Source organism: Dyadobacter sp. CY326 (assembly GCF_021390515.1).
In the GTDB taxonomy this organism is placed as follows: Bacteria; Bacteroidota; Bacteroidia; order Cytophagales; family Spirosomataceae; genus Dyadobacter.
In genome coordinates this window covers 550,288-571,645 of record NZ_JAJUXI010000003.1, presented here as the reverse complement: position 1 = coordinate 571,645, position 21,358 = coordinate 550,288, and the positions used below count along the sequence as shown (strand labels likewise).

General features: G+C 47.2%; 13 protein-coding genes. 9 read left to right on the top strand and 4 right to left on the bottom strand.

The genetic code is table 11. The features are described from left to right. Positions 1 to 160: 160 nt before the first annotated feature. On the top strand, positions 161 to 382 hold the full coding sequence (locus tag LZG73_RS06805) for a hypothetical protein (protein ID WP_233847085.1): 222 nt from the start codon (positions 161 to 163) through the stop codon (positions 380 to 382). Between the two features lie 146 nt (positions 383 to 528). Here LZG73_RS06805 and LZG73_RS06800 read toward each other — a convergent pair whose 3' ends face one another. The 4 genes from LZG73_RS06800 to LZG73_RS06785 are packed head-to-tail and all read right to left on the bottom strand — an operon-like array spanning position 529 to position 6,751. Beyond that, entirely contained in the window at positions 529 to 1,968 is a 1,440-nt protein-coding gene (locus LZG73_RS06800; RefSeq protein WP_233847552.1) for a TolC family protein, read from the bottom strand. Further along, positions 1,958 to 5,164, bottom strand: coding sequence for an efflux RND transporter permease subunit (locus tag LZG73_RS06795; protein ID WP_233847082.1), 3,207 nt, complete (start codon positions 5,162 to 5,164; stop codon positions 1,958 to 1,960). The genes LZG73_RS06800 and LZG73_RS06795 overlap by 11 nt, the downstream gene beginning before the upstream one ends. A gap of 28 nt (positions 5,165 to 5,192) precedes the next feature. Next, the gene (locus LZG73_RS06790; protein ID WP_233847080.1) at positions 5,193 to 6,275 is read right to left on the bottom strand and encodes an efflux RND transporter periplasmic adaptor subunit; all 1,083 of its coding nucleotides are present in this window, start codon (positions 6,273 to 6,275) and stop codon (positions 5,193 to 5,195) included. A gap of 59 nt (positions 6,276 to 6,334) precedes the next feature. Then, positions 6,335 to 6,751, bottom strand: a complete 417-nt coding sequence (locus tag LZG73_RS06785; protein WP_233847079.1) for a hypothetical protein — start codon at positions 6,749 to 6,751, stop codon at positions 6,335 to 6,337. 249 nt (positions 6,752 to 7,000) lie between these two features. Between LZG73_RS06785 and LZG73_RS06780 the strand changes: the two genes are divergently transcribed. From LZG73_RS06780 to LZG73_RS06745, 8 genes are all read left to right on the top strand, one after another. Then, entirely contained in the window at positions 7,001 to 10,219 is a 3,219-nt protein-coding gene (locus LZG73_RS06780; protein WP_233847078.1) for a SusC/RagA family TonB-linked outer membrane protein, read from the top strand. Positions 10,220 to 10,226: 7 nt separating this feature from the next. Then, positions 10,227 to 11,660 carry a SusD/RagB family nutrient-binding outer membrane lipoprotein gene (locus tag LZG73_RS06775; protein WP_233847077.1) on the top strand — a complete coding sequence of 478 codons (1,434 nt, stop codon included), beginning with the start codon at positions 10,227 to 10,229 and terminating at the stop codon, positions 11,658 to 11,660. A gap of 124 nt (positions 11,661 to 11,784) precedes the next feature. Continuing rightward, on the top strand, positions 11,785 to 12,870 hold the full coding sequence (locus LZG73_RS06770; protein WP_233847076.1) for a glycoside hydrolase family 43 protein: 1,086 nt from the start codon (positions 11,785 to 11,787) through the stop codon (positions 12,868 to 12,870). 88 nt (positions 12,871 to 12,958) lie between these two features. After that, positions 12,959 to 14,479, top strand: coding sequence for an FAD/NAD(P)-binding protein (locus LZG73_RS06765; RefSeq protein ID WP_233847075.1), 1,521 nt, complete (start codon positions 12,959 to 12,961; stop codon positions 14,477 to 14,479). Beyond that, positions 14,463 to 15,377: an AEC family transporter gene (locus LZG73_RS06760; protein WP_233847074.1), complete on the top strand. Its 915-nt coding sequence runs from the start codon at positions 14,463 to 14,465 to the stop codon at positions 15,375 to 15,377. The genes LZG73_RS06765 and LZG73_RS06760 overlap by 17 nt, the downstream gene beginning before the upstream one ends. A 103-nt stretch (positions 15,378 to 15,480) precedes the next feature. Continuing rightward, positions 15,481 to 16,947, top strand: a complete 1,467-nt coding sequence (locus tag LZG73_RS06755; RefSeq protein ID WP_233847073.1) for a PhoX family protein — start codon at positions 15,481 to 15,483, stop codon at positions 16,945 to 16,947. 66 nt (positions 16,948 to 17,013) lie between these two features. Beyond that, positions 17,014 to 18,795: a cytochrome-c peroxidase gene (locus tag LZG73_RS06750; protein ID WP_233847072.1), complete on the top strand. Its 1,782-nt coding sequence runs from the start codon at positions 17,014 to 17,016 to the stop codon at positions 18,793 to 18,795. A 138-nt stretch (positions 18,796 to 18,933) separates the two neighbouring features. Next, positions 18,934 to 21,291, top strand: a complete 2,358-nt coding sequence (locus LZG73_RS06745; protein WP_233847071.1) for an ABC transporter permease — start codon at positions 18,934 to 18,936, stop codon at positions 21,289 to 21,291. Positions 21,292 to 21,358: the final 67 nt, after the last annotated feature.

Sequence of the window (21,358 nt, the reverse complement as noted above, 5' to 3'; positions counted from 1 at the left end):
CCTGGCAGATTACATTGCTGTGGGTTTTAACCCATAGCAACCAGAGAGAAAGGATATGAGTTGAGTCAGGCTCTTTTTCCTACATACACAATGGAAAGCCAGAGGCCTGGCTGATTTCCTTGCTGTGGGTTTTAACCCACAGCAACCAGAGAGAAAGGATATGTGTCGAGCCTACCGCTCTTTTTCCTACATACACAATGAAAGGCCAGAGGCCTGGCAGATTACATTGCTGTGGGTTTCAACCCACAGCAACCAGAAAGAAAGGATATACATTGAGTCAGGCTCTTTTTCCTGCATGTACAATGGAAGGCCAGAGGCCTGGCTGATTTCCTTGCTGTGGGTTGAAACCCACAGCAAGGAAATCAGCCAGGATATGCATTGAGCCGCTTGCTCTTTTCTTTATGCACAAAAAAAAGACCAGAAGTGCACTGCCTTCAAAAAGTTAGATACTTCATGGGGGCACTGCAATTCTGGCCTTTTCCTCGCAATGGCTTTTAACCACAGCAAATTCTACTCAATTCAAAAAATTCAATTCCAACCTCCACCAAGCGCGCGGTAAATATTTACCGTTGCATTCATTTGCTGCATCTTGGTTTCGATCAGGTCGAACCTGGATTCTAGTGCTTCGCGTTGCGTTAAGAGCACCTCCATGTAATCGGCTCTTGCTGAGGTGAAGAGGCGGTTCGCGATGTTGGTGGATTCGGTTAATGCTGCCACTTCCTGCGTTTTGGTCGCATAGCTTTGTTGCAGGTTGTTGATGTTCGACAACTGGTTTACTACTTCGATATAAGCATTCAAAACCGTGCGTTCATAATTGTAAATCGCTTGAATTTGTTTCGCATTGGCACTTTTGTAGGTTGCCTGGATCGCGTTTTTGTTGATCAATGGCCCTGCAATATCAGCGATAAGCGTAGACATGAGCGACTTTGGAACATTGCCCAGATAGATCGGGTTAAAAGCATTCAGACCAACGGAAGCATTCAAACCCAGCGATGGATAAAAGTTCGCTCTTGCAACCAGCACGTCCAATTTAGATGCTTCCAGATCTTGCTCGGCTTGCCTCACGTCGGGGCGGTTTTCCATCAATTGTGACGGGATGCCTGCTTGAATGACTGCCGGAAGCATGTTTTCAAAGTTCTGACTGTTTCTCAAAACCGGCTGCGGATATCTTCCCAGCAGGAAGTTGATGTGGTTTTCGGTTTCCACAATCCGCTGACGGATTGCAAACTGGCGGTTTTGCGTGTTAAGCACTTGCGCTTCAAACCGCCGAACGGCCAGCTCAGTTACGCGCGTTGCTTCCTTCTGCATCTTCACAATTCGCAACGCATTGTTCTGAATTTCAATGTTCTGATTAATAATGTTCAGCTGCGTGTCCAATGCTAAAAGCTCGTAATAGGAGTTAGCAATCTCGGCCACGATGTTGGTCATCATGAAATTTTTACCTTCCACCGAAGACAGATAACGGTTCACCGCAGCTTTTTTCGCATTGCGCAGTTTGTGCCATATATCCACTTCCCAGCGCGCATAGGCGGCCACGACGAAGTCAGGCAGCGGTTCAGGCGTTTCCCGTCCCGGCTTAATTTCCGTCGTTGCTTCACTGGAACCGACTTGCGTGTAACGGCCCGCTTTTTCAATGCCGGCGCCACCTCTTAAACCTACGAAAGGCAGATATTCCCCTTTGCGGGCGCGGATCTCGTTGCGCGATATTTCGATTTCCTGCAATGTAATGTTCAGCTCCTGGTTATTGTTCAAAGCTGTGTCAATCAAAGCATTGAGCTGAGGATCAGTGAAATAATCCTTCCATTTCAGTTTGCCGACATTGGCACTGGAATCAGCTGCCTGCCCGTTGTAGGCAGCTGATAACGTTTTATTGGGTGATCTCTGGACCTGTGAGGGCGCGTTGCACCCGGTATAAGTCAGGGCACTAATGGCGACCCCGACCCAGGTCAATATGCTTTTATTGCTCATCATTTTGCGTTTCTTGAGTGTGAGGGAATATGTCGATTGCGTGAACGAATTGTTCGGTCAACGAACCGTCCTCCTCATCTTTGATCATTTTTCTACCATCGGCCAGTGTGCCAAAAATGTAGTATAATCCAGGGATAATAATGACCCCGAAAATGGTACCGAAAAGCATCCCGCCCATGGCAGATGCGCCAATCGTGCGGTTACCGATCGCTCCGGCTCCTGTTGCGATAATCAATGGGATCAAACCTGCAACGAATGCGAATGATGTCATCAAAATAGGACGGAAACGAACTCGGGCACCTTCAATTGCGGCATTCAGGATCGTTTCGCCCTGACTTCGCTTTTGGACAGCAAATTCTACGATCAATACGGCGTTTTTACCCAACAACCCGACGAGCATGATCAAACCGATCTGCGCATAAATGTTGTTTTCCAGGCCCATCAATTTGAGCAAAAGGAACGAACCAAAAACCCCAACCGGCAGCGATAACACAACTGCAAACGGAATGATGAAGCTTTCGTACTGGGCTGCCAAAACGAAGTAAACGAAGGCCAAAACAATCGCAAATACAACCAGCGACTCATTTCCACGGATCGATTCGTCATAAGAAAGACCTTCGAAAGCAATGTCGTAACCTTGTGGCAATGTTTTGGCCGACACTTCCCGGATTGCCTGAATGGCGTCTGCCGTGGTGTAACCTTTGGCCGGAAGTCCCTGGATCGCAGCTGAATTATACAGGTTGAAGCGCGTGATCTCATTCGGTCCCTGACCTTTTTTCAATGTCATGAATGACGAGTAAGGCACCATTTCACCAGCATCATTTTTCACAAACAGCTTTAATAAGTCAGAAGGAAGCCTTCTGAAACTTGGATCAGACTGCACATACACTTTGAAGAACTGGTTAAATCTTGTAAAACCCTGTTCGTACGTGCTACCAATCATAATGTTGAGGTTGTCCATCGCTTTTCCGATTGACACGCCTTTTTGCATCGCCAGCTGATTGTCAATCTGCAATTCATACTGCGGATAGTTCGCTGCGAAGAATGTGAACAAGCCCGTAAGCTCAGGACGCTTCGCCAGGTCCTCCATGAATTTCTTATTGATTTTATCAAATTCGGCGTAGTCCGTATCTGATGTTTTATCCAAAAGACGCATTGAGAAACCGCCGGATGTACCAAAACCAGGAATCGCTGGTGGCTCGAAGAATTCAACCACGGCGCCAAGGCCTCTTGTTTCCGCTTCGAGTTCTTCCATGATCTCCTTCACATTCTGCTTGCGATCATGCCATGGTTTCAGGTTGATCAAACAAGTTCCTGCATTGGAACCGCGACCTTCCGTCATGATCTCATAACCTGCCAATGATGAAACCGATTCAATTCCTTCGACCTCTTCGCAAATCTTTTGAAGACGACGGGAAACCTCATTGGTTTTTTCCAAAGTAGAACCGGGAGGCGTTTGAATGATCGCATAAATTGTGCTCTGATCCTCATTTGGAATAAATCCTGCGGGCAAAATTTTGTTTACAAAAACAATCCCTGCACAGAAACCTAGCAACACAACCCAGGTAACAACCCTGCGACTAACAATGCGTTTCAAGAGACTTACATATCTTCCCGTTAGCTTGTCAAATGTTCTGTTGAAACCGTCAAGCGCTTTGGTAAGAAGGTTTTTCTTCTTCTCATGTCCATGATGATTTTGAAGCAACATCGCGCACAAAACCGGCGTAAGCGTAAGGGCGATAAGCGCCGAAATTACGATTGAGCTGGCCATAGTAATCGAAAACTGTCGATAGAACGTTCCGACCGGGCCAGACATAAATGAGATCGGAAGGAAAACCGAAACCATAACGGCTGTGATTGCGATAATGGCACCGCTAATCTCACCAAGCACTTTTTTCACCGCATTAAATGGGGTAATTCCCGGCTCTTCCTCAAACTTCGCATGGACGGCCTCGACGACGACAATCGCATCATCGACCACAATACCAATCGCCAGTACAAGGGCAAAAAGCGTGATCAGGTTGATAGACAACCCAAAAGCCTGTATGACAAAGAACGCTCCGATCAGCGAAACCGGCACCGCCAGGATCGGGATCAATGTGGAACGCCAGTCGCCGAGGAATATAAATACAACCAGGGCCACGAGGATAAATGCGTCGCGCAATGTGTCGATAACCTGCTCGATAGAAGCGTCTAGGAATTGCGAAACGTCGTAACTGATCTTGTAATCCACACCCGGAGGGAAAGATTCTTTCATCACATCCAGCTTCTTTTTCACTTCTTCGATTACGTCGCTCGCATTACTTCCATAGTTTTGGCGCAATACGATCGCCGCTGACGGGTGACCATCCAAATTGGAATAAATATCAAAGAATTCAGATCCCAACTCCACTTTGGCAATGTCCCTCAGGTGGACGCTTTCGCCTTGCGCATTGGCCCGGACAATGATGTTTTCGTATTCTTCCGGCTTGTCGTAACGTCCTTTATAAGTAAGCACATATTCCAGCGACTGCGCAGCAATACCAGAACTTTGCCCGATACGACCCGGACGGCCCACGATACTTTGCTCGCCCACCGCCTTCATTACTTCTTCAGTGGAAATGTTGTAAGCACGCATACGTTCCGGATTTAACCAAAGACGCATTGCATATCTGCGGCTACCCAGGATTTGCGCTCTTGCAATCCCTTTGGTCCGCTGGATCTCGGGGATCATTTTCACTGTTGCGTAGTTGAACAGGAATTTTTCGTCAATGCTTTTTTCCTTGGAATAAAGGTTAACGTACATCAACATACTTGGCTGAACCGGCGAAATGATAACCCCTTCGCGCTGAACCAGTTCCGGCAAAAGTGGCATAACCTGATCCACCCTTGTTTTTACCCGGATTACGGCTACGTTCGGGTCAGTGCCGGGCTCGAAAATGATCCTGAGCGTCGCCTCCCCCGCACTCGTTGCATCGGTAGCAATATACCGCATGTCCTGAACCCCGTTAATGGCCTGTTCAAGTGTGATTAATGTTGATTTTACCAAAACATCGGCACTCGCGCCAGGGTAGGCGATGAAGATGTTTACGGTGGTAGGGGCAATGTCCGGGAACTGAGAAATCGGTAATTTCTCAATTGCCAGGATGCCTATAAATACGATCATGATCGAGATCACGATTGCAAATACAGGTCTTCTTATGAATTGATTGAACATGTCTTTTTGTGCTTTTGAAGATACCTGACTATTCGGCGTACAGACTTAAATTGGAGATCACAGAATCAGGTTTCACGAATGTCGAGTGGATCTTTTCGTTTTCTTTTACCTGGCGCAAGCCTTCCAGAAGGATTTTGTCTTCCAGTTTCAAACCGGATTTCACGACAAAAATGTGGGGAAGCTCAGCTTCGATCTTGATTTCCCGCGAACGGATTTTGTTGTCCTTATCAATCACATAAACATATTTCTTTTCCAGCACTTCGAAAGTGGCTTTCTGCGGGATCAGCAATGCGTTTTTAAGTGGCACTGTTACCAGCACATTTCCTGTTTCGCCATGTCGCAGAAGTCTTTTCGGATTAGGGAATGTTGCCCTGAAAGCAATGTTACCCGTTTCGTTGTTAAAATCCGCCTCAATCGTTTTCACTGTGCCGGAATGCGGGAACATTTGATTATTGGCCATGCGAAGATTAACATTCAGCATACCAGCGGTCGCTTCATTGGCTTTGTAGTCCAGATATTCCGCTTCCGGAACATTGAAATAAACCCACATTTCGCTGTTGTCTGAAAGCGTTGTCAGCAAATCGCCTTCGTCCAAAAGACTTCCCAGCCTTACCTGAAAATGGTCCATAATGCCATTAAATGGCGCGCGAATTTCGGTGAACCCAAGGTGCGTTGTGGCCAGTCCGAGTTCTGCTTTTGCTTTGTCCAGTTTGGCTTTGGCAAGTGCCAGCTCATTTTTGGAAACCACATTGCTGTCGGCCAGCGACTTGGTATTTTTAAATTCAATCTCCGCGAAATTGGCCTCCGCCTGTGCTTTTTGCTGCTCTGCCTGATAGAGCATCGGCATGATTTTGAACATTAACTGCCCTTTTTTAACAGTCTGCCCTTCGTCTACATAGATGTTTTGCAAATAACCTTTTTCCAATGCACGCAGCTCAATGTGGCTGATCGCGCGGATCTGGCTTACATATTCCTTTGTAACCAGGGTGTCTTTTTGCAAGGGGCTTGTCACGAGGAATTTTACTTCTTCCTCTTTTTCTTCTTTTTTGGACTCACAACCTGTGTGGAACAACATTGCACACATGCCGATGACCATGAGAATTCGCTTCATGATGGTTTTGCTAATTATTAAATATTATTGTTAGAAATGGTTCGCGCAGAATGCTTGTATCAAATCCTCAACACTTGGAGGGAGATGTAGCGATAAGAAGAGCAATAGAACCAATGATTTGGAACTGAAAATTGCTTTTTGACAAACCCAAAGAAAAAATTGGATTTTAATGTGTAGAAACGGGCAAAAAAGTGACTGCCAAGACTATACGTCTTTTTAAGAATAGGTCTTAATGTCTCTTCGTTTTTCTCTTCAAAAATAAACTTAATATGCTCCTGCACATCAAGTTGGCTGTTTTGAATGGAACTGCCCGTGTTGCCGGTTGTGCAAAAGAGGTTAAAGTGCTTCGTAAAAGAAGCGATTGTGATGGAGGAAGCGCTGTCATGCGTTCCGGATGCATATACGGAGACAAAGCTGTATGCGCTCAGTTGGAACGCCAGCAAAAAGGAAAAATATTTAACTAATTTTTTAAACATTCATTAGGAGTAGCAAGCACTGAGCTTTGGCAAGTCAATCTGAGTACAAAAACCGGAACTAAACCTTAATAAGGAGTTAAAAGCATGTTAAAAAGAGATTAAAAATCCTTGACAAGCTAAACAGTTGATCCCCATTTTGTAGACGAAAGCCGTTCGTACAACTTTTCAGGTTGTCTACCGACGGCTTTTTTTAATGTCCGTTAATCCTTCTTATTTCCCTCCATTCGTTCAATTTTTCCTATTATGACCATGAAAAAACATTTACTGATCTTCTTTTTGATGTTGGGTTGCGCCGGTCAGCCGCTGCTCGCACAAAACAGAACGGTCACCGGAAAGGTGACCGATGAATCGACAGGAGAAGCGCTTCCGGGCGTCAACATTCTTGTGAAAGGAACACAGCTTGGCACAGCATCGGATACGGAAGGAACATTCAAACTGGAAGTGCCGACCGGTTCGGCAACGCTTGTATTGAGCTTCATCGGCTTTGCAACCATTGAAGTGCCCGTTGGCAATGCGCGGAATATTGATGTGGCCATGCAGCCCGATTCGCGACAGCTCAGTGAAGTTGTTGTAACGGCCTTGGGCGTTGAGCGGACGCGGAATTCGCTGCCTTATGCCGCCACGCAGATTGACGGAACGTCTGTCACGGCAGGCCGCAACCCGAACATGATTAATTCCCTCGCGGGTAAAGTGGCGGGTCTTAACATTACACAAACGAACACGCTCGGCGGATCGGCCAATGTGGTCATTCGCGGCACAAAATCGCTTACCGGAAACAATCAGGCATTGTTTGTGATTGATGGCGTCCCGGTCAACAACGACGTTTCAAACACGCGCAGTCAGAGCCAGGGCAACGGGGGATACGATTATGGAAACCCCGCGGCCGACATCAACCCGGACGACATTGCTTCTGTAAGTGTGCTCAAAGGAGCGGCTTCAACGGCATTATATGGCTCACGCGCTTCCAATGGGGTGATTTTGATTACAACAAAAAAAGGAAGAAAGGGATTGGGCGTGACGATTAACACTGGCGTGACCGTGGGCAAAGTGGATAAGAAAACGCTGCCGGTTTACCAGAAAGAATATGGAGGAGGTTATGTAGAAAAATGGGCTTTATTTGACGTGGATGGAGATGGCAAGAAAGACAACGTTGTCCGACTCTCAGATGACGCTTCCTATGGATTCAAGTTTGATCCCAACATTCAGGTTTATCAATGGGATGCGTTCGATCCAGCTTCGCCAAATTATCGAAAAGCGAGGCCCTGGGTTGCGGCAGAGCACGGTCCGGAATATTTCTTCGAAAAATCGGTTTCCACCAATAACAGCATCATGGTGGACGGCGGCAATGAAAAAGCTGCTTTCAAGCTCGGGTTTACGCGGAGCACGGATAAAGGAATTGTCCCAAACAGCCACATCAACAAAAATATGGTAAGTTTTGGCGGCACGCTGCACCTCACGCCAAAACTACAAACCCAGGCGAATGTCAATTTCACGCAGCAGGAAGGTTTGGGGCGTTATGGCTCTGGCTATTCGTCGAGCAACAACATGCTGGGTTTCCGCCAATGGTTCCAGACCAATGTGGATATCAAAGAGCAAAAAGAGGCTTATTTCAGGCAGCGGAAAAATATCAGCTGGAATTGGAGCAGCCCAAGTGAACTCGTCGCGGCTTATTCCGACAATGCTTACTTTACCCGATATGAGAACTTTGAAAATGATGAGCGTTACAGGACATTCGGCAATGTTGCAGCGATTTACGATCTGGCAACCTGGCTGAAAATCACCGGGCGCGTTTCGCTGGACAGTTATGATGAATTGCAGGAAGAAAGATATGCCGTGGGCAGCACGACGAATGACGGCGATCCAAGTTATTCGCGTTACAACCGCACTTTCCGCGAATTCAATTTTGATCTTTTTGCAAACTTCAACAGGAACATCACCAAAGAACTTTCCCTTAACGGACTTTTAGGCCTGAACATGCGCCGGTCCAAACAGAATTCACTGGACGCATCCACAAGCGGCGGGTTGGTTGTGCCAAGATTATATTCCCTTTCCAATTCGAAAAGCCTGCTTTCGCCGCCCATCGAGAGCGAGCGGAACATTGCCGTTGATGGTGTTTTTGCAAGTGCCACATTGGGTTTTCGGGAAACGGTTTTCCTAGATTTATCAGCCCGCAGAGACCAGTCGTCCACATTGCCGAAAGCGAACAACGCATACTTTTATCCATCCGCGGCGGCAAGTTTTGTATTTTCAGAAATGTTGAAAAACGTGCCCTGGCTATCCTATGGCAAGCTGCGGGGCAATTATGCAGAAGTTGGCAGCGATGCGCCTTTTGCTGCAACAGGAAAATATTACAACAAACAGGATGAAGAAATCGGACGTCCGGTCGGCGGCTTCAATGGCATTCCGTTATACTCGGTCCCAAACACAAGATACAATCCGACTCTGAAACCAGAACGGACCAAAAGCTCGGAATTCGGTTTGGAAATGGCCTTCTTAAGCAATCGCTTAGGCTTCGATTTCACCACTTACAAGGCGCGGACATTGAACCAGATTCTGCCCGTGACGGTGCCGACAACGACAGGTTACAGTTATAAATATGTCAATGCGGGCGAAGTGGCGAACAAGGGATTGGAACTGACATTGTTTGTAACGCCGGTAAAAACCGAATCATTCAGCTGGACGATCAATGCAAACTGGTCCAGAAACCGGAACAAGGTTGTGGCGCTTGCCGAGGGCGAAAACATGATCCTGGCCACATATCAGACGAGCGTGACATCCAATGCGGCCATCGGGCGACCATTCGGAATCCTGCGCGGCTCGGGTTATGTGTTGCACGAGAACGGAAAACGCATCATTGATGAAGACGGGCAGTATTTAAAGTCATCGCCAACGAAGGAAATTGGCGATCCAAATCCACAATGGATCGGGGGGCTCTCCAACACATTTAGTTATAAAGGTTTGTCGCTTTATTTTTTGGTTGACGTAAAAAAAGGCGGGCAGCTTTACAACCTCGACACTTATTACGGGTTCGGAACCGGACTTTATCCCGAAACTGCCGGATTGAACGAATTGGGAAACCCATCAAGACTCCCGGTTGCGCAGGGAGGCGGCATTTTGCTTGACGGCGTAAAAGAAGACGGCTCGCCCAACGACGTCAGACTTGAAAACACAGAAAGCTCTTTAGGTTCCAACGGTCCCAACGAAAGTCACATTTACGGCGCAGGTTTTGTGAAGCTGCGCGAAGCGTCGCTGAGTTATGCCTTACCCGCAAGCGTGATTTCCAAACTCAAAGTTTTCAAAGGAATTGACTTGTCACTCGTAGGCCGCAACCTCTGGATTATGCAAAAGGACGTGCCTTACTCTGACCCGGAAGCCGGTTTTGGCGCGGGTAACCTGGGAATGGGTTATCTCGGCGGAGCTTATCCATCGGCTCGCAACATTGGCTTCAATATCAAATTCAGATTTTAAAACAACCATGAAAAATATATTGTTATTAGGCGTTTCAACGCTGTTTTTCACAACGGCGTGCGTCAACAACCTCGACGACGACTACAATGTCGATCCCAAAAAAGCCGCAGAAGTCCCTGCTTACACGCTCGTGGCCAATGCAGAATTTAATCTTTCCAATGTCATCACCACAAGTGATTACAACATCAACCCGTTCCGATATTATCTGCAATACTGGGCGGCCGTGCAATATCCGGATGAAAGTCAGTATAACATCAATGCGAGGGAGATCAACAGGAATTTTTGGGACACCATTTACCAGGATGTGCTGAGTGACCTTCGCGAGGCGCAAGCCAAAGTCGAGGCAGACATGGACCTTACGGCAGGCCAGAAGGCCAATCAGCTCGCGACGATTAAAGTGCTGGAAGTTTATGCCTGGTCCGTGTTGGTCAACACTTTTGGAAACATTCCTTACAGCCAGGCGATGGACATTAACAATGTGCAGGCCAGCTATGAAGACGACGCGGCGATATATGCTGATCTGGTTAAAAAATTGGATGCGGCAATCGGTTCGTTCGATGAAGCAGCACCGGGTTTTCCGGATCAGGAGCTGTTTTATGACGGTGACATTGAACGCTGGATTCAATTTGCCCATTCGCTCAAACTGCGGTTTGGAATAACCCTCGCCGACATTGACCCTGCTGTCAGCAAGAAGATTTCCGAAGAGGCAGCGGCGCATGTTTTTGCCTCCAATGCAGATGAAGCGAAATTAAATTACACCGCCAATCCGCCCACCGCCAATCCGCTTTATGACAATTTGCGACAACGCAACGACAATGTGGGCGCCAACACATTCGTAAATGCGCTCACTGCAACGGGCGATCCGAGGCTTGACGAATATTTGCGACCCGCCGCCGAAGGGGCCAATGCAGGCAAATTTGTAGGAGGAATTTACGGCGCTCCCAATGAATATGTGGCGTTTGCACAACCGAGTGAGGTGCTGCGCGATCCATTGTTGCCCGGCGTACTGCTTTCTTACACAGAAGTCGAGTTTTTACTAGCCGAGGCAAAATCGAGGGGTTTTAATGTTCCCGGCGTGGCCAAAGATCATTATAATAAAGCCGTAACGTCATCCATTGTTGCAGATTGGGGCGGCACGGCGGCAGAAGCAGCTGCTTATCTGGCCAAACCAGCCGTTGCTTTCGATGCAGCAAATTGGAAAAAAAACATTGGAACACAAAAGTGGATTGCCTTATACAACCAACCCGTGGAAGGCTGGAAAGAATGGCGGAGGCTCGATTTTCCGGTCTTAGTAAAACCGGCGCTTGCACAATCCGAAATGCCGTTGCGTTTTCCGTATCCGTTTACGGAGCAAAATTTGAATAATGCCAATTACCGCGCGGCGGCAACGGCCATGGGCGGCGATCTGGTGACATCCAGGATCTTCTGGGACTTGAAATAACAAGCGTTATAACTGTACAAAATCAACCCGGGGAGTGACAAATCAGCTTCCCGGGTTTTTTGATTAAAATCATCCATGTGCGTTTGTATCCACAACAGTAAATTGGTAAACAAGCGGCCTTACTATGCTTGATTTCACCTTGCTTTTTCAATTAACGATGCATTCATTTAACAAATATCTTTTCGCCACACTGGCATTCTCCTCAATCGCTGCGGGTAATGTTTTTTCACAAAATGCACCCGCTAAAATCAAGCCGCTCGTTTCGGACCTGTTCACCGCTGATCCGTCAGCGCATGTTTTTAATGGCAAGATTTACATTTATCCTTCGCACGACATTGAAGCAAATGTGCCGCAGGACGATGAAGGCGGGCATTTCAACATGCGCGATTACCATGTTTATTCATTGGATAAAATAGGAGGGAAGGTCACCGATCACGGCGTTGCGCTGGACGTGAAAGACGTTCCCTGGGCAGGAAGACAAATGTGGGCACCCGACGCAGCTTTTAAAAACGGGACTTATTATCTTTATTTTCCTGCAAAAGACAAAGAAGACGTTTTCCGCATTGGCGTGGCCATGAGCAAATCACCAACCGGTCCTTTCAAAGCCGAGCCAAAGCCCATTGCAGGCAGTTACAGCATTGATCCGGCTGTGTTCACAGATTCGGATGGCAAATCTTACATGTATTTCGGTGGCATATGGGGCGGACAATTGCAGCGCTGGCACACCGGAAAATACGATAAATCGCTGACCACGGATTTGGGTAAAGGCCATGAGAACGAGCCGGCGCTCAGCGCAAAAGTCGCGCGGCTGAGCAACAACATGCTGGCCTTTGACGAGCCTGTAAAGGACGTGCAAATCACTGATAAAGAAGGAAAACCACTTTTGGCTGGCGACGCCGACCGCCGTTTCTTCGAAGGCGCGTGGGTGCACAAGTTTAAAGACAAATATTATTTCTCGTATTCCACGGGCGACACGCATTTGCTGTGTTATGCCACCAGCACTTCACCTTACGGCCCTTTCACTTACCAAGGGGTCATTATGAAACCAGTTTCTGGCTGGACCACGCATCATTCCATCGTGGAGACTGAGGGGAAATGGTATATTTTCTATCATGACACCGAGATCTCAAACAAAACGCATTTGCGTAATATCAAAGTCCGGGAGCTGATCCGCAATGCTGACGGCTCGATCCAAACGATTGAACCTTGATTAAGGAGGCAATTTGAGCATGATTGTTTTAGATCTCTGATTGAAATCCGCTTTTAAACCGGGCGGAAAGCAATCAGAAATCTAAAAAATGAGTCTTACCAATATTACGATTATAGGCGGAGGCGCCTGCGGAATTTCAGCATTTATCGAGCTTTTTCTTCAATTACGCATCGCTGGGCGTCACCGGCAAGTCAGCATAACAATCATCGAGGAGAATGAGGAAGTCGGGAAGGGATTAGCATTTGGCACGAAACAACCGGGTCATATTCTCAACACCCAGGCTTCCCTTATGGGCATTCATTTTACCGAACCCGAGCATTTCAGCGAATGGCTGATCGCGCACGAACATCGGGTGGCGGAGGAAGTGGTCGATAACCAGGGTGAAAATGAGGCATTCACCACGCGGCGCCTTTATGGCGATTATCTCAAAGAGCAATTTGAACATTATTTTAAACTGGCCCAGGAAGAGGGAATGCACGTGCAGGTTATCCACGCCAGCGCGATCCATGTTAAACAACTTGAAGCCGGTTTTGAGGTTCAAATGTCTGGCAATGAGACGCATTCTTGTGACTTTTTAGTGCTTTCGCCTGGCACGCCGGTTGCCAATAATTATCCGGATCTGGAAGGAAAAGAAAACTATTTCGGCTCGCCGTGGCCATCTTCTGCCATTCTCGAAAACATTCCAAAGCATGCGGACATTGGCATTCTGGGTTGCAGCCTGAGCGCCGTTGACGCGCTCATGACATTGACCGACAATGATTATAAAGGAAAAATCACATGCTATTCTCCTGACGGCCTTATGCCGCGCGTGCAGTCGCAATCCCAGCAAATGGTCGATTGCAAACACATTACAATAAGAAATCTTCATCAGATCCAGCGAAATGAGCTCCGCAACCCGACTGTGAAAGAAATTTTCCGGCTCTTCATGCGCGAAGCAGAAGCATATGCAGGAGGGAAAATCGATTGGAAAGCGACCAAACGGACAGACAAGCCTGCTGATCAACTTTTGGCACAAGACATTGAAATCGCCAAGAACGGTGGCGATGCATTGACCAACATTCCCTATTCACTGCGCTATGAAAGCTCGGAAATGTGGAAATGGCTCGACAAAAGCGAAAAGCTGAAATTCAAAAAATGGCTTGGAAATTACTGGTCTGTCAACCGCCATTGCATGCCGCTAGTAAATGCAGAACGCGTAAACGGACTTTTCAAAAGCGCGCAGTTGCGTGTCGTTCCGTTTTTGCAAGATGTTGTTTTTGACGAAAAAAAGAATGCATTTCAGCTCACTTATGACGACGGGGAAGAAGCATTTGAAAAATACATCATCAATGCAACCGGACCAGCCGCTTCTGTGGAAATGATGAAATCGGAATTGATTCAAAATCTGGCAAAAGGTGGAATCATCGAACCTGAACCCGCAGGCGGCATTAAAATCAACACGGAAACGATGCAGGTCATCACCGGCCATGTGCCTTATCCCAATTTTTACGCAATCGGTCACATCACAAACGGGCTGCTACTGGATGTGAATGCAGTTTGGTTCAATGTAAAAATGATTGGCAATTTGAGCCGCCACCTTATCAGCCAGATCATTGGAAACGCTTCTTAAATTATACAAGGAACTTTTGCCGGTCATGGCTTTTATTCCGGCCGGCTATTTCATCAGCAAAAAGTTTGACTTCAATTCCGATTACATCAGCAAGCCGCTGATCAATGTGCTGTTGCCGCTGCTGGTGTTCACCAACATGCTCGACGCCGAATCCTCCAAGCTCATGATCCTGCCGGTTTTGACATTTTTGCTTGCTTTGGGAATGAATTTCGTGGCCATAGGCGCGCACAACAAACTTGGTTCTGAAACGGATCCTTTGCTGCTGCGCAGCTCTTTTTCTTTCTTCAACATCGCATTCTTTGGCATTCCAACCGTCACGGCACTTTTTGGTGAAGATAAGGTTAGTGTGCTCATTTGCATTTACTTAGGTTCAGCATTATATGGCGATACGATCGGCTATTATCAGGTTGCCAAAACCAAACTTTCGTCCGGGGAAGCGTTAAAGGAAATGTTCAAAATCCCGTTTCTCTATGTTTTTGTTGCGGGAATTATCTGTAAAATCGCAGGCATCGAGACGCCGGAAGCTGTGAAGCCTGCTTTGAAAGTTGTCAGTTTTGCCGTGTCAGCAGCCGGCATGATGATCGTTGGATTTCAGCTTGCCAATGTGAAATTCAAAAATATCAAGTTCGGTTATTTCTTCAAATTGCTGGGCGTCCGCACCATTGCTGCGGCTTTGCTTATGGCCGTAATCGCCTACGGAGCGTCGCTGATTGCCAAAAAGCTCGAAGAAGAAGATTTTAGAATGCTTGCCCTCGTGCCCCTGTTTCCAATCGCGGCGAATGTCACCGTTTTCGCTGCATTCCTCAAAGCGGATGAAGAGCAATCGTCGATTCTTGTTTTCCTGTCCATGATGCTGTCCCTCGTGCTGGTGTCTGTCGCAACTTTGTTTTTAATGTAATGGTCCGCACCCGGACTGGTTATACGTTTCTTCACAATTGCATAACATTCTGGTAATGTGCAGCATGCGGCGTTCGGGTAGATTTGTAAAAAACTATCTCACCATGCATATGTATTTTACAAACGCAAAGAAAACAGGAGCCACTGCGCTGCTCCTGGGAGCGATCACATTCGGCTGCACCGTGCAGGACCACAACGGCATCCCGGTTGATTCTTCCAAACTCATCGACCGTTCCGTTAACCCGGCGCTTGTTAAATCCCTTCCCGGATTTGAAGATCTGAAAATCACAACGCTGATCAGTTCTGACGACAAATTGCAGGATTCGCCTGACTTCATTTACGGTGCTCAGCCAGATGGCGGCGCATTTGTGAAAAATCCGAACGGCGAAGGTTTTGTGATGATTAACAACCACGAAATCCTATTCTCGGTGTCACGTGTGTTTTTGGATAAAGAGTTGAAACCGGTTAAAGGTGAATACATTGTGGATGCGGAAGGCGGTCAGTGGAGACTTTGCTCTGCAACGCTTGCAACACCGCAGGAACATGGTTTTGGTCCTTTATTCCTGACGGCTGGTGAAAGTAATTCTGAGTCCATGACGCATGCCATCGATCCTTTCGCGGCGGCGGATAAGAAAAACAAGACGCGTACAGTGAGTGCTTTTGGTAAATGGAATGCAGAGAATGCAGTTCCGCTTCCTAAGGATGCATTCGCAGGAAAAACGGTCATTGTGATTGGAGAAGATGATACAAATGGCCAATTGGTGCTTTATGTATCGGATGTTGTGGGTGATTTGAACAATGGAAAACTATATGCATTGCGTCGGACAAACCAGGAAAGTGTTGAAACAGACATGCAGCCAGGCCAGTCCTATGACGTGGAATTTGTTCCTTTTGACAATGTTAAAACAAGCACAGGAACTGAGTTGCAGGCACAGACGGTGGATAAGAAAATGATCCAGTTTGCGCGTGTGGAAGACATCGATTACCGCAAAGGCGGAAATGGCGTGGGACGTGAGATTTACTTCACAGCAACAGGCGTGAGCCAGGCTGATAAAGTGACTCCGGTTGCTGGCAAAAACATGTGGGGACGCGTTTATCGTTTGAATTTTGATGCTGCTAACCCATTGAAAGGCAAGCTGGAAATCATCATGGACGGCGAAGAAAAGCCGGGAAGCTTCATTGTAAATCCTGACAACATTTGCGTGACAAACAATTACGTTTATGTGCAGGAAGACGGTGATTCGTTTTACAAAAACAATGATCACGACGGAACGATCTGGCAGTACAACATTGCTACAAAACAAAGCAAAGCAATGCTTCGCATGAACCACCGCAGAGAAGATCCTACATTCAATGCGAAATACAACTCTGTGGGTAACAACTCATTGAGCACTTGGGAATATGGCGCGATGATCGATATCTCTGACGTTGTGGGCATTCCTGAAACTTTCATGGTTAACCTGCACCCACATACATGGCAGGACGACAAATACAAAGGCGCTGACGGAAGCGGCATTTCTACAAATAAGGAAGGCGGTCAGACTGTGATTGTTAGAGGCATTAAGCGATAAATTACTTTCATTAACATTCAGCAAGAAGGCCTTTCCCGGAAGGCCTTCTTATGCATTTATAGGGATATGAAGATCAGCCCAAGTTTGATTTTATCCGTTTTTTTTGTGCTCGTGGCCACGCGCTGTGCCATGCAAAAAAGCCCAAAGGACGTCGTTTATGACCAGTTCAATGCAGATCTGAACACACTTATTGCAAGAAATGAAGATTTTCTCGGCGTCGTTCGAACTTCGGATGACCGCGAAAAAATGCAGGAAGATTTTCTTAAACTTCGTTTGCAATACAAAAAGGCCGAAGCGTTTGCCGAATATTTTTTTCCCACAACTGTAAGGCTGGTCAATGGCGCGCCGCTGGACGAAGTGGAAGACGAGGAAAATGCTGTTTTTGAGCCCGGCGGATTGCAGGTGATTGAAGAATTAATTTACACTGAAGATAAAATAGAAAAGGAAGAACTGGTCCGGCAGGTGAGGAAATTGCAGGTCAATGTAAAGCGGATCAAGACCTTATGGATTGACATTCAATTGACTGATGCGCACGTTTTCAATGCATTGCGACTGGAATTGTTCCGGTTGATCACGCTAGGGATTTCGGGTTTCGATAACCCGGCTTCGGGCAATGCATTGGCCGAGAGTGAGCAGGTTTTGCATTCATTTCAGACTTATCTGAGCGCTTACGAAGGCGTTTTGAAGGATACAAAAGCAGCAGATAAGCAAGCGGAAAAGGCAATTCTGTTTTTGAAAAAAAGCAAAAATTTTAACGATTTTGACAGAGCAACATTCATTGCAGACCACATTAATCCGCTGTCCCGAACCTTGCACGCGCAGCAAAAACTGGCTGACATTCCCTTTGTAAATGATCGCCGTTTGCTCAAAGGCGATGCCGCAACATTGTTCGATCCGGGCGCTTTTGACGCGGAGGCGCTTGTTTCCAACGATCGTTTCAAGTCTACACCCGAACGGATTGCCTTGGGACAAAAGCTCTTTTACGACGGTCGCGTTTCCGGCAACGGAAAAACCAACTGCGGTTCCTGTCACCAGCCGGGGCTTGCTTACAGCGACGGGCTTAAAACGAGCAAAGGATTTGGCAACGAAAACATCCAGAGAAACGCCCCAACGATTCAGTATGCTGCGTTGCAACAAGCATTGTTTTACGATCTGCGCTCGCCTTCATTGGAAGATCAGGCGGCCGATGTGATCCATAACAAAGCTGAAATGCACGGTTCCATGCAGCAAATCGCGAAACTAATCGGTTCGGATGAAGATTATAAGCGGTTGTTTAAAGAAGCATATCCCGAGCTAGACACTGTTCCGCCGGTTTACATTCAGAATTCGCTTGCTGTTTTCGTTCGTTCGCTTAACCCTTTCAGTTCCAGGTTTGACAAATACATGCGTGGCGATAAAAAGGCGATGACTTTGGAGGAAATTAATGGTTTCAATCTTTTTATGGGCAAAGCGAAATGCGGAACTTGTCACTTTGTGCCCCTTTTCAACGGAACCGTGCCGCCCGATTATCAACGAACGGAATCCGAAGTGCTGGGCGTAACCACTGAGGCCAATTTCAAAAATGCCAAACTGGACGTGGACGCAGGCCGGGGAACACATAACAATTTCCCGCAATGGAAACACGCATTCAAAACGAGCACGGTCCGGAATGTTGCCAAAACAGCGCCGTATATGCACAACGGTGCGTTTTCAACCTTGCAGGAAGTGATGGAGTTTTACAATGAAGGCGGCGGCGCAGGACTCGGGCTGAATGTCCCGAACCAAACACTGGCAGCAGACAAACTAAATCTGACTAAAACGGAAATCAGTCTGGTGATCAAATTCATGGAAAGCCTGACAGATAATTAGCGAATAGAAACGAACACGGCTTGTCCGGGAATGCACAGTTAGTCGGCCTCGAAAAGGGCATTAGCGTGAGCAGGAGCCATATTTGTTTTTGGTATAAAACTTTTACCAAATGACGATATTCCTCTCCAACCTGACGATATGCTTAGAAATTACATCAAGATTGCGGTGCGAAATATCTGGAAACACCAGCTGTTTTCCATAATCAATGTCTTCGGTCTGGCTTCCGGTTTAATGGTTTGTTTTCTTGCCATTGCCCACATCAAAGGCGCATTGGATTATGATAATTTTCATCCAAAGCGCGACCGCATTTACCGCATCCTGACTGATGTTACCAATAAAGAAAACGACAAAGCAGCATTCGCAACGTCGCCGGCGCCCCTCGCAGAAACGCTAAAAAAGGATTATGCTTTTGTGGAAAACACCGCCCGCGTGATCCGCACATATGGCGACGTGGAAGGCAATGCAAAGCGACTGGACCTGCTGACTTTCGCAGTTGATCCAGCATTTTATCAGCTTTTCGGCTATCCCGTTGTTATCGGTCAGGTCGCCAATCAGCCGAACACGGCCATGATCAGCAAGAAAACGGCTGAAAAACTTTTTGGTAAAAAAGACCCTATCGGACAAGTTTTGATGCAGGAAGGCATTGCGCCTTCGGTCATAACGGGCGTGCTAGACGATACAACTTCACTTTCGCACCTAAGGTTTGATGTTCTGTTCAGCTTATCCGACGAAAAATTAGGCTTGCTGAGTGGCAAGAATGATTGGAAGGAGTTTTCGCATTGTTACACTTATATTTTATTAAAACCGGGCACCACCGGCGCCCAGTTGCAAGCCATTTTGCCAGCCATTTCCGACAAGCACAGTGCCGGTTTCAAACAAAGCGGGTTTAATGGTTATCGTTTTCGTGCTCAGGCTTTTACATCCCTTTCGCCATCCACGGAAGAGCTGATCAACAGCACTTATGAACCGCAAATCGGCAGCTTGATGGCCGAAATGGGCGTTGGGCTGGTGACATTGCTGATGGCCGCATTCAATTATATTAACCTGACATTGGCACGCTCGATGAGTCGCGCCCGAGAGGTTGGAATTCGCAAAACGTCGGGTGCGCTGCGCTGGCAACTGCTGGGCCAGTTCATGGCTGAATCGGTCATTCTTTCTCTCCTTGCATTAGTGCTGGCTTACCTGATGCTCGAAATGGTGAAACCCATGGCTTTCGTGCAGCAATGGCTGATAGGAGGCGTCACCTGGGACTGGAAGCTTTGGGGATCTTTTCTTGCATTCAGCGTCACAGCGGGACTTTTGGCCGGACTGATTCCAGCCAAAGTGCTTTCCAATTTTCAGCCTGCGGAAGTCCTTCGCAGTCACAATGGTTTGAAAATCATCAAAGGAATATCGTTACGCAAGGCACTGATCGTGGCCCAATTCGGCATTTCACTCGTTGCGATGATCACGCTGGTGACCGTGATGCGGCAGCAGAATTACATGGCAACGGCCAATTACGGCTTTCGTAGCAAAAACGTTTTGAACATTCCACTGAGTAACGTTCCATACGAGCGACTCGCCAATGAGGTTAGCAAATTAGCCGGCGTGGAGCATATTTCCGGCATTTATGAGCCATTCGGTCATCACGGTGCAACGGAACTGATCAGATTGAAGCGCAACGATCTTAATGCAGTGCAGTCATTCATTGCTGATGTTGCTCCTGATTTTACCAAAACCCTTGACCTTACATTGGTTGCAGGCAAGGATTTACCTAACAGAGCGGCTGCTGGCGGGATGATTTTGATCAATGAAGAAGCCGTGAAAAAGTTTGGGTTAGGCGACAATGGCGATGCAGTTGGCAAGTCCCTTTGGCTGGCAGACAGCACCGAAGTGCACATTGCCGGAGTGGTGAAGGATTTCAGGTTTACCAGTTTCAATTGGGAAATTAAGCCGCTTATCCTGCGCCAGCAAGTCGGCAACTTGCGTTACATGCATGTGGCAGTCGCTGCCGGCTCGGAAGGACGCGTTTTATCCGAAATCAAAAACACTTGGTCGAAATTAGCGCCTTACGAGAATTTCGAAGGCATTTGGTTTGACGACTTTCTCTACGAGCGCCACGCGCATATGGAAGACATTAATTTCATGGGATTGCTGTTGGGCATCTCGTTCTCCATCGCCTGCCTTGGACTGCTCGGCATGGTAACTTATAACACGCAAACCCGCATCAAAGAGGTTGGCATTCGCAAAGTGATGGGCGCGGAAATCAGGCAGATTATCTGGCTGCTTTCACGCGATTTCGTGTTGCTGCTTTCCATCGCCGCTGCCATTGCATTGCCGCTCGGTTACTTGGCCGGTTATGCATTTCTGATCAATTTTGCCTATCATGTTTCCCTTGGTTTTGAGACATTTGCACTTTGCTTTGGCGTCTTGCTGCTCCTGGGTGGACTCATCATTACAACCCGGACTTATAAAGCCGCGACTGGCAATCCGGTGGAGGCTTTGGCTAATGAATGACCATTGAAATCGCCGTAAAATAACTTCCCGCAGCGTTCCGCAAAGTCTGAAACCAATTCGTTATCAG

Bases quoted from the DNA above. Each gene is read 5' to 3' on its own strand.
- LZG73_RS06765 (WP_233847075.1), top strand. From the start codon at position 12,959: ATGAGTCTTACCAATATTACGATTATAGGCGGAGGCGCCTGCGGAATT.
- LZG73_RS06780 (WP_233847078.1), top strand. From the start codon at position 7,001: ATGAAAAAACATTTACTGATCTTCTTTTTGATGTTGGGTTGCGCCGGT.
- LZG73_RS06795 (WP_233847082.1), bottom strand. From the start codon at position 5,164: ATGTTCAATCAATTCATAAGAAGACCTGTATTTGCAATCGTGATCTCG.
- LZG73_RS06805 (WP_233847085.1), top strand. From the start codon at position 161: ATGTGTCGAGCCTACCGCTCTTTTTCCTACATACACAATGAAAGGCCA.
- LZG73_RS06770 (WP_233847076.1), top strand. From the start codon at position 11,785: ATGCTTGATTTCACCTTGCTTTTTCAATTAACGATGCATTCATTTAAC.
- LZG73_RS06785 (WP_233847079.1), bottom strand. From the start codon at position 6,751: ATGTTTAAAAAATTAGTTAAATATTTTTCCTTTTTGCTGGCGTTCCAA.
- LZG73_RS06775 (WP_233847077.1), top strand. From the start codon at position 10,227: ATGAAAAATATATTGTTATTAGGCGTTTCAACGCTGTTTTTCACAACG.
- LZG73_RS06750 (WP_233847072.1), top strand. From the start codon at position 17,014: ATGAAGATCAGCCCAAGTTTGATTTTATCCGTTTTTTTTGTGCTCGTG.
- LZG73_RS06745 (WP_233847071.1), top strand. From the start codon at position 18,934: ATGCTTAGAAATTACATCAAGATTGCGGTGCGAAATATCTGGAAACAC.
- LZG73_RS06790 (WP_233847080.1), bottom strand. From the start codon at position 6,275: ATGAAGCGAATTCTCATGGTCATCGGCATGTGTGCAATGTTGTTCCAC.
- LZG73_RS06800 (WP_233847552.1), bottom strand. From the start codon at position 1,968: ATGAGCAATAAAAGCATATTGACCTGGGTCGGGGTCGCCATTAGTGCC.
- LZG73_RS06755 (WP_233847073.1), top strand. From the start codon at position 15,481: ATGCATATGTATTTTACAAACGCAAAGAAAACAGGAGCCACTGCGCTG.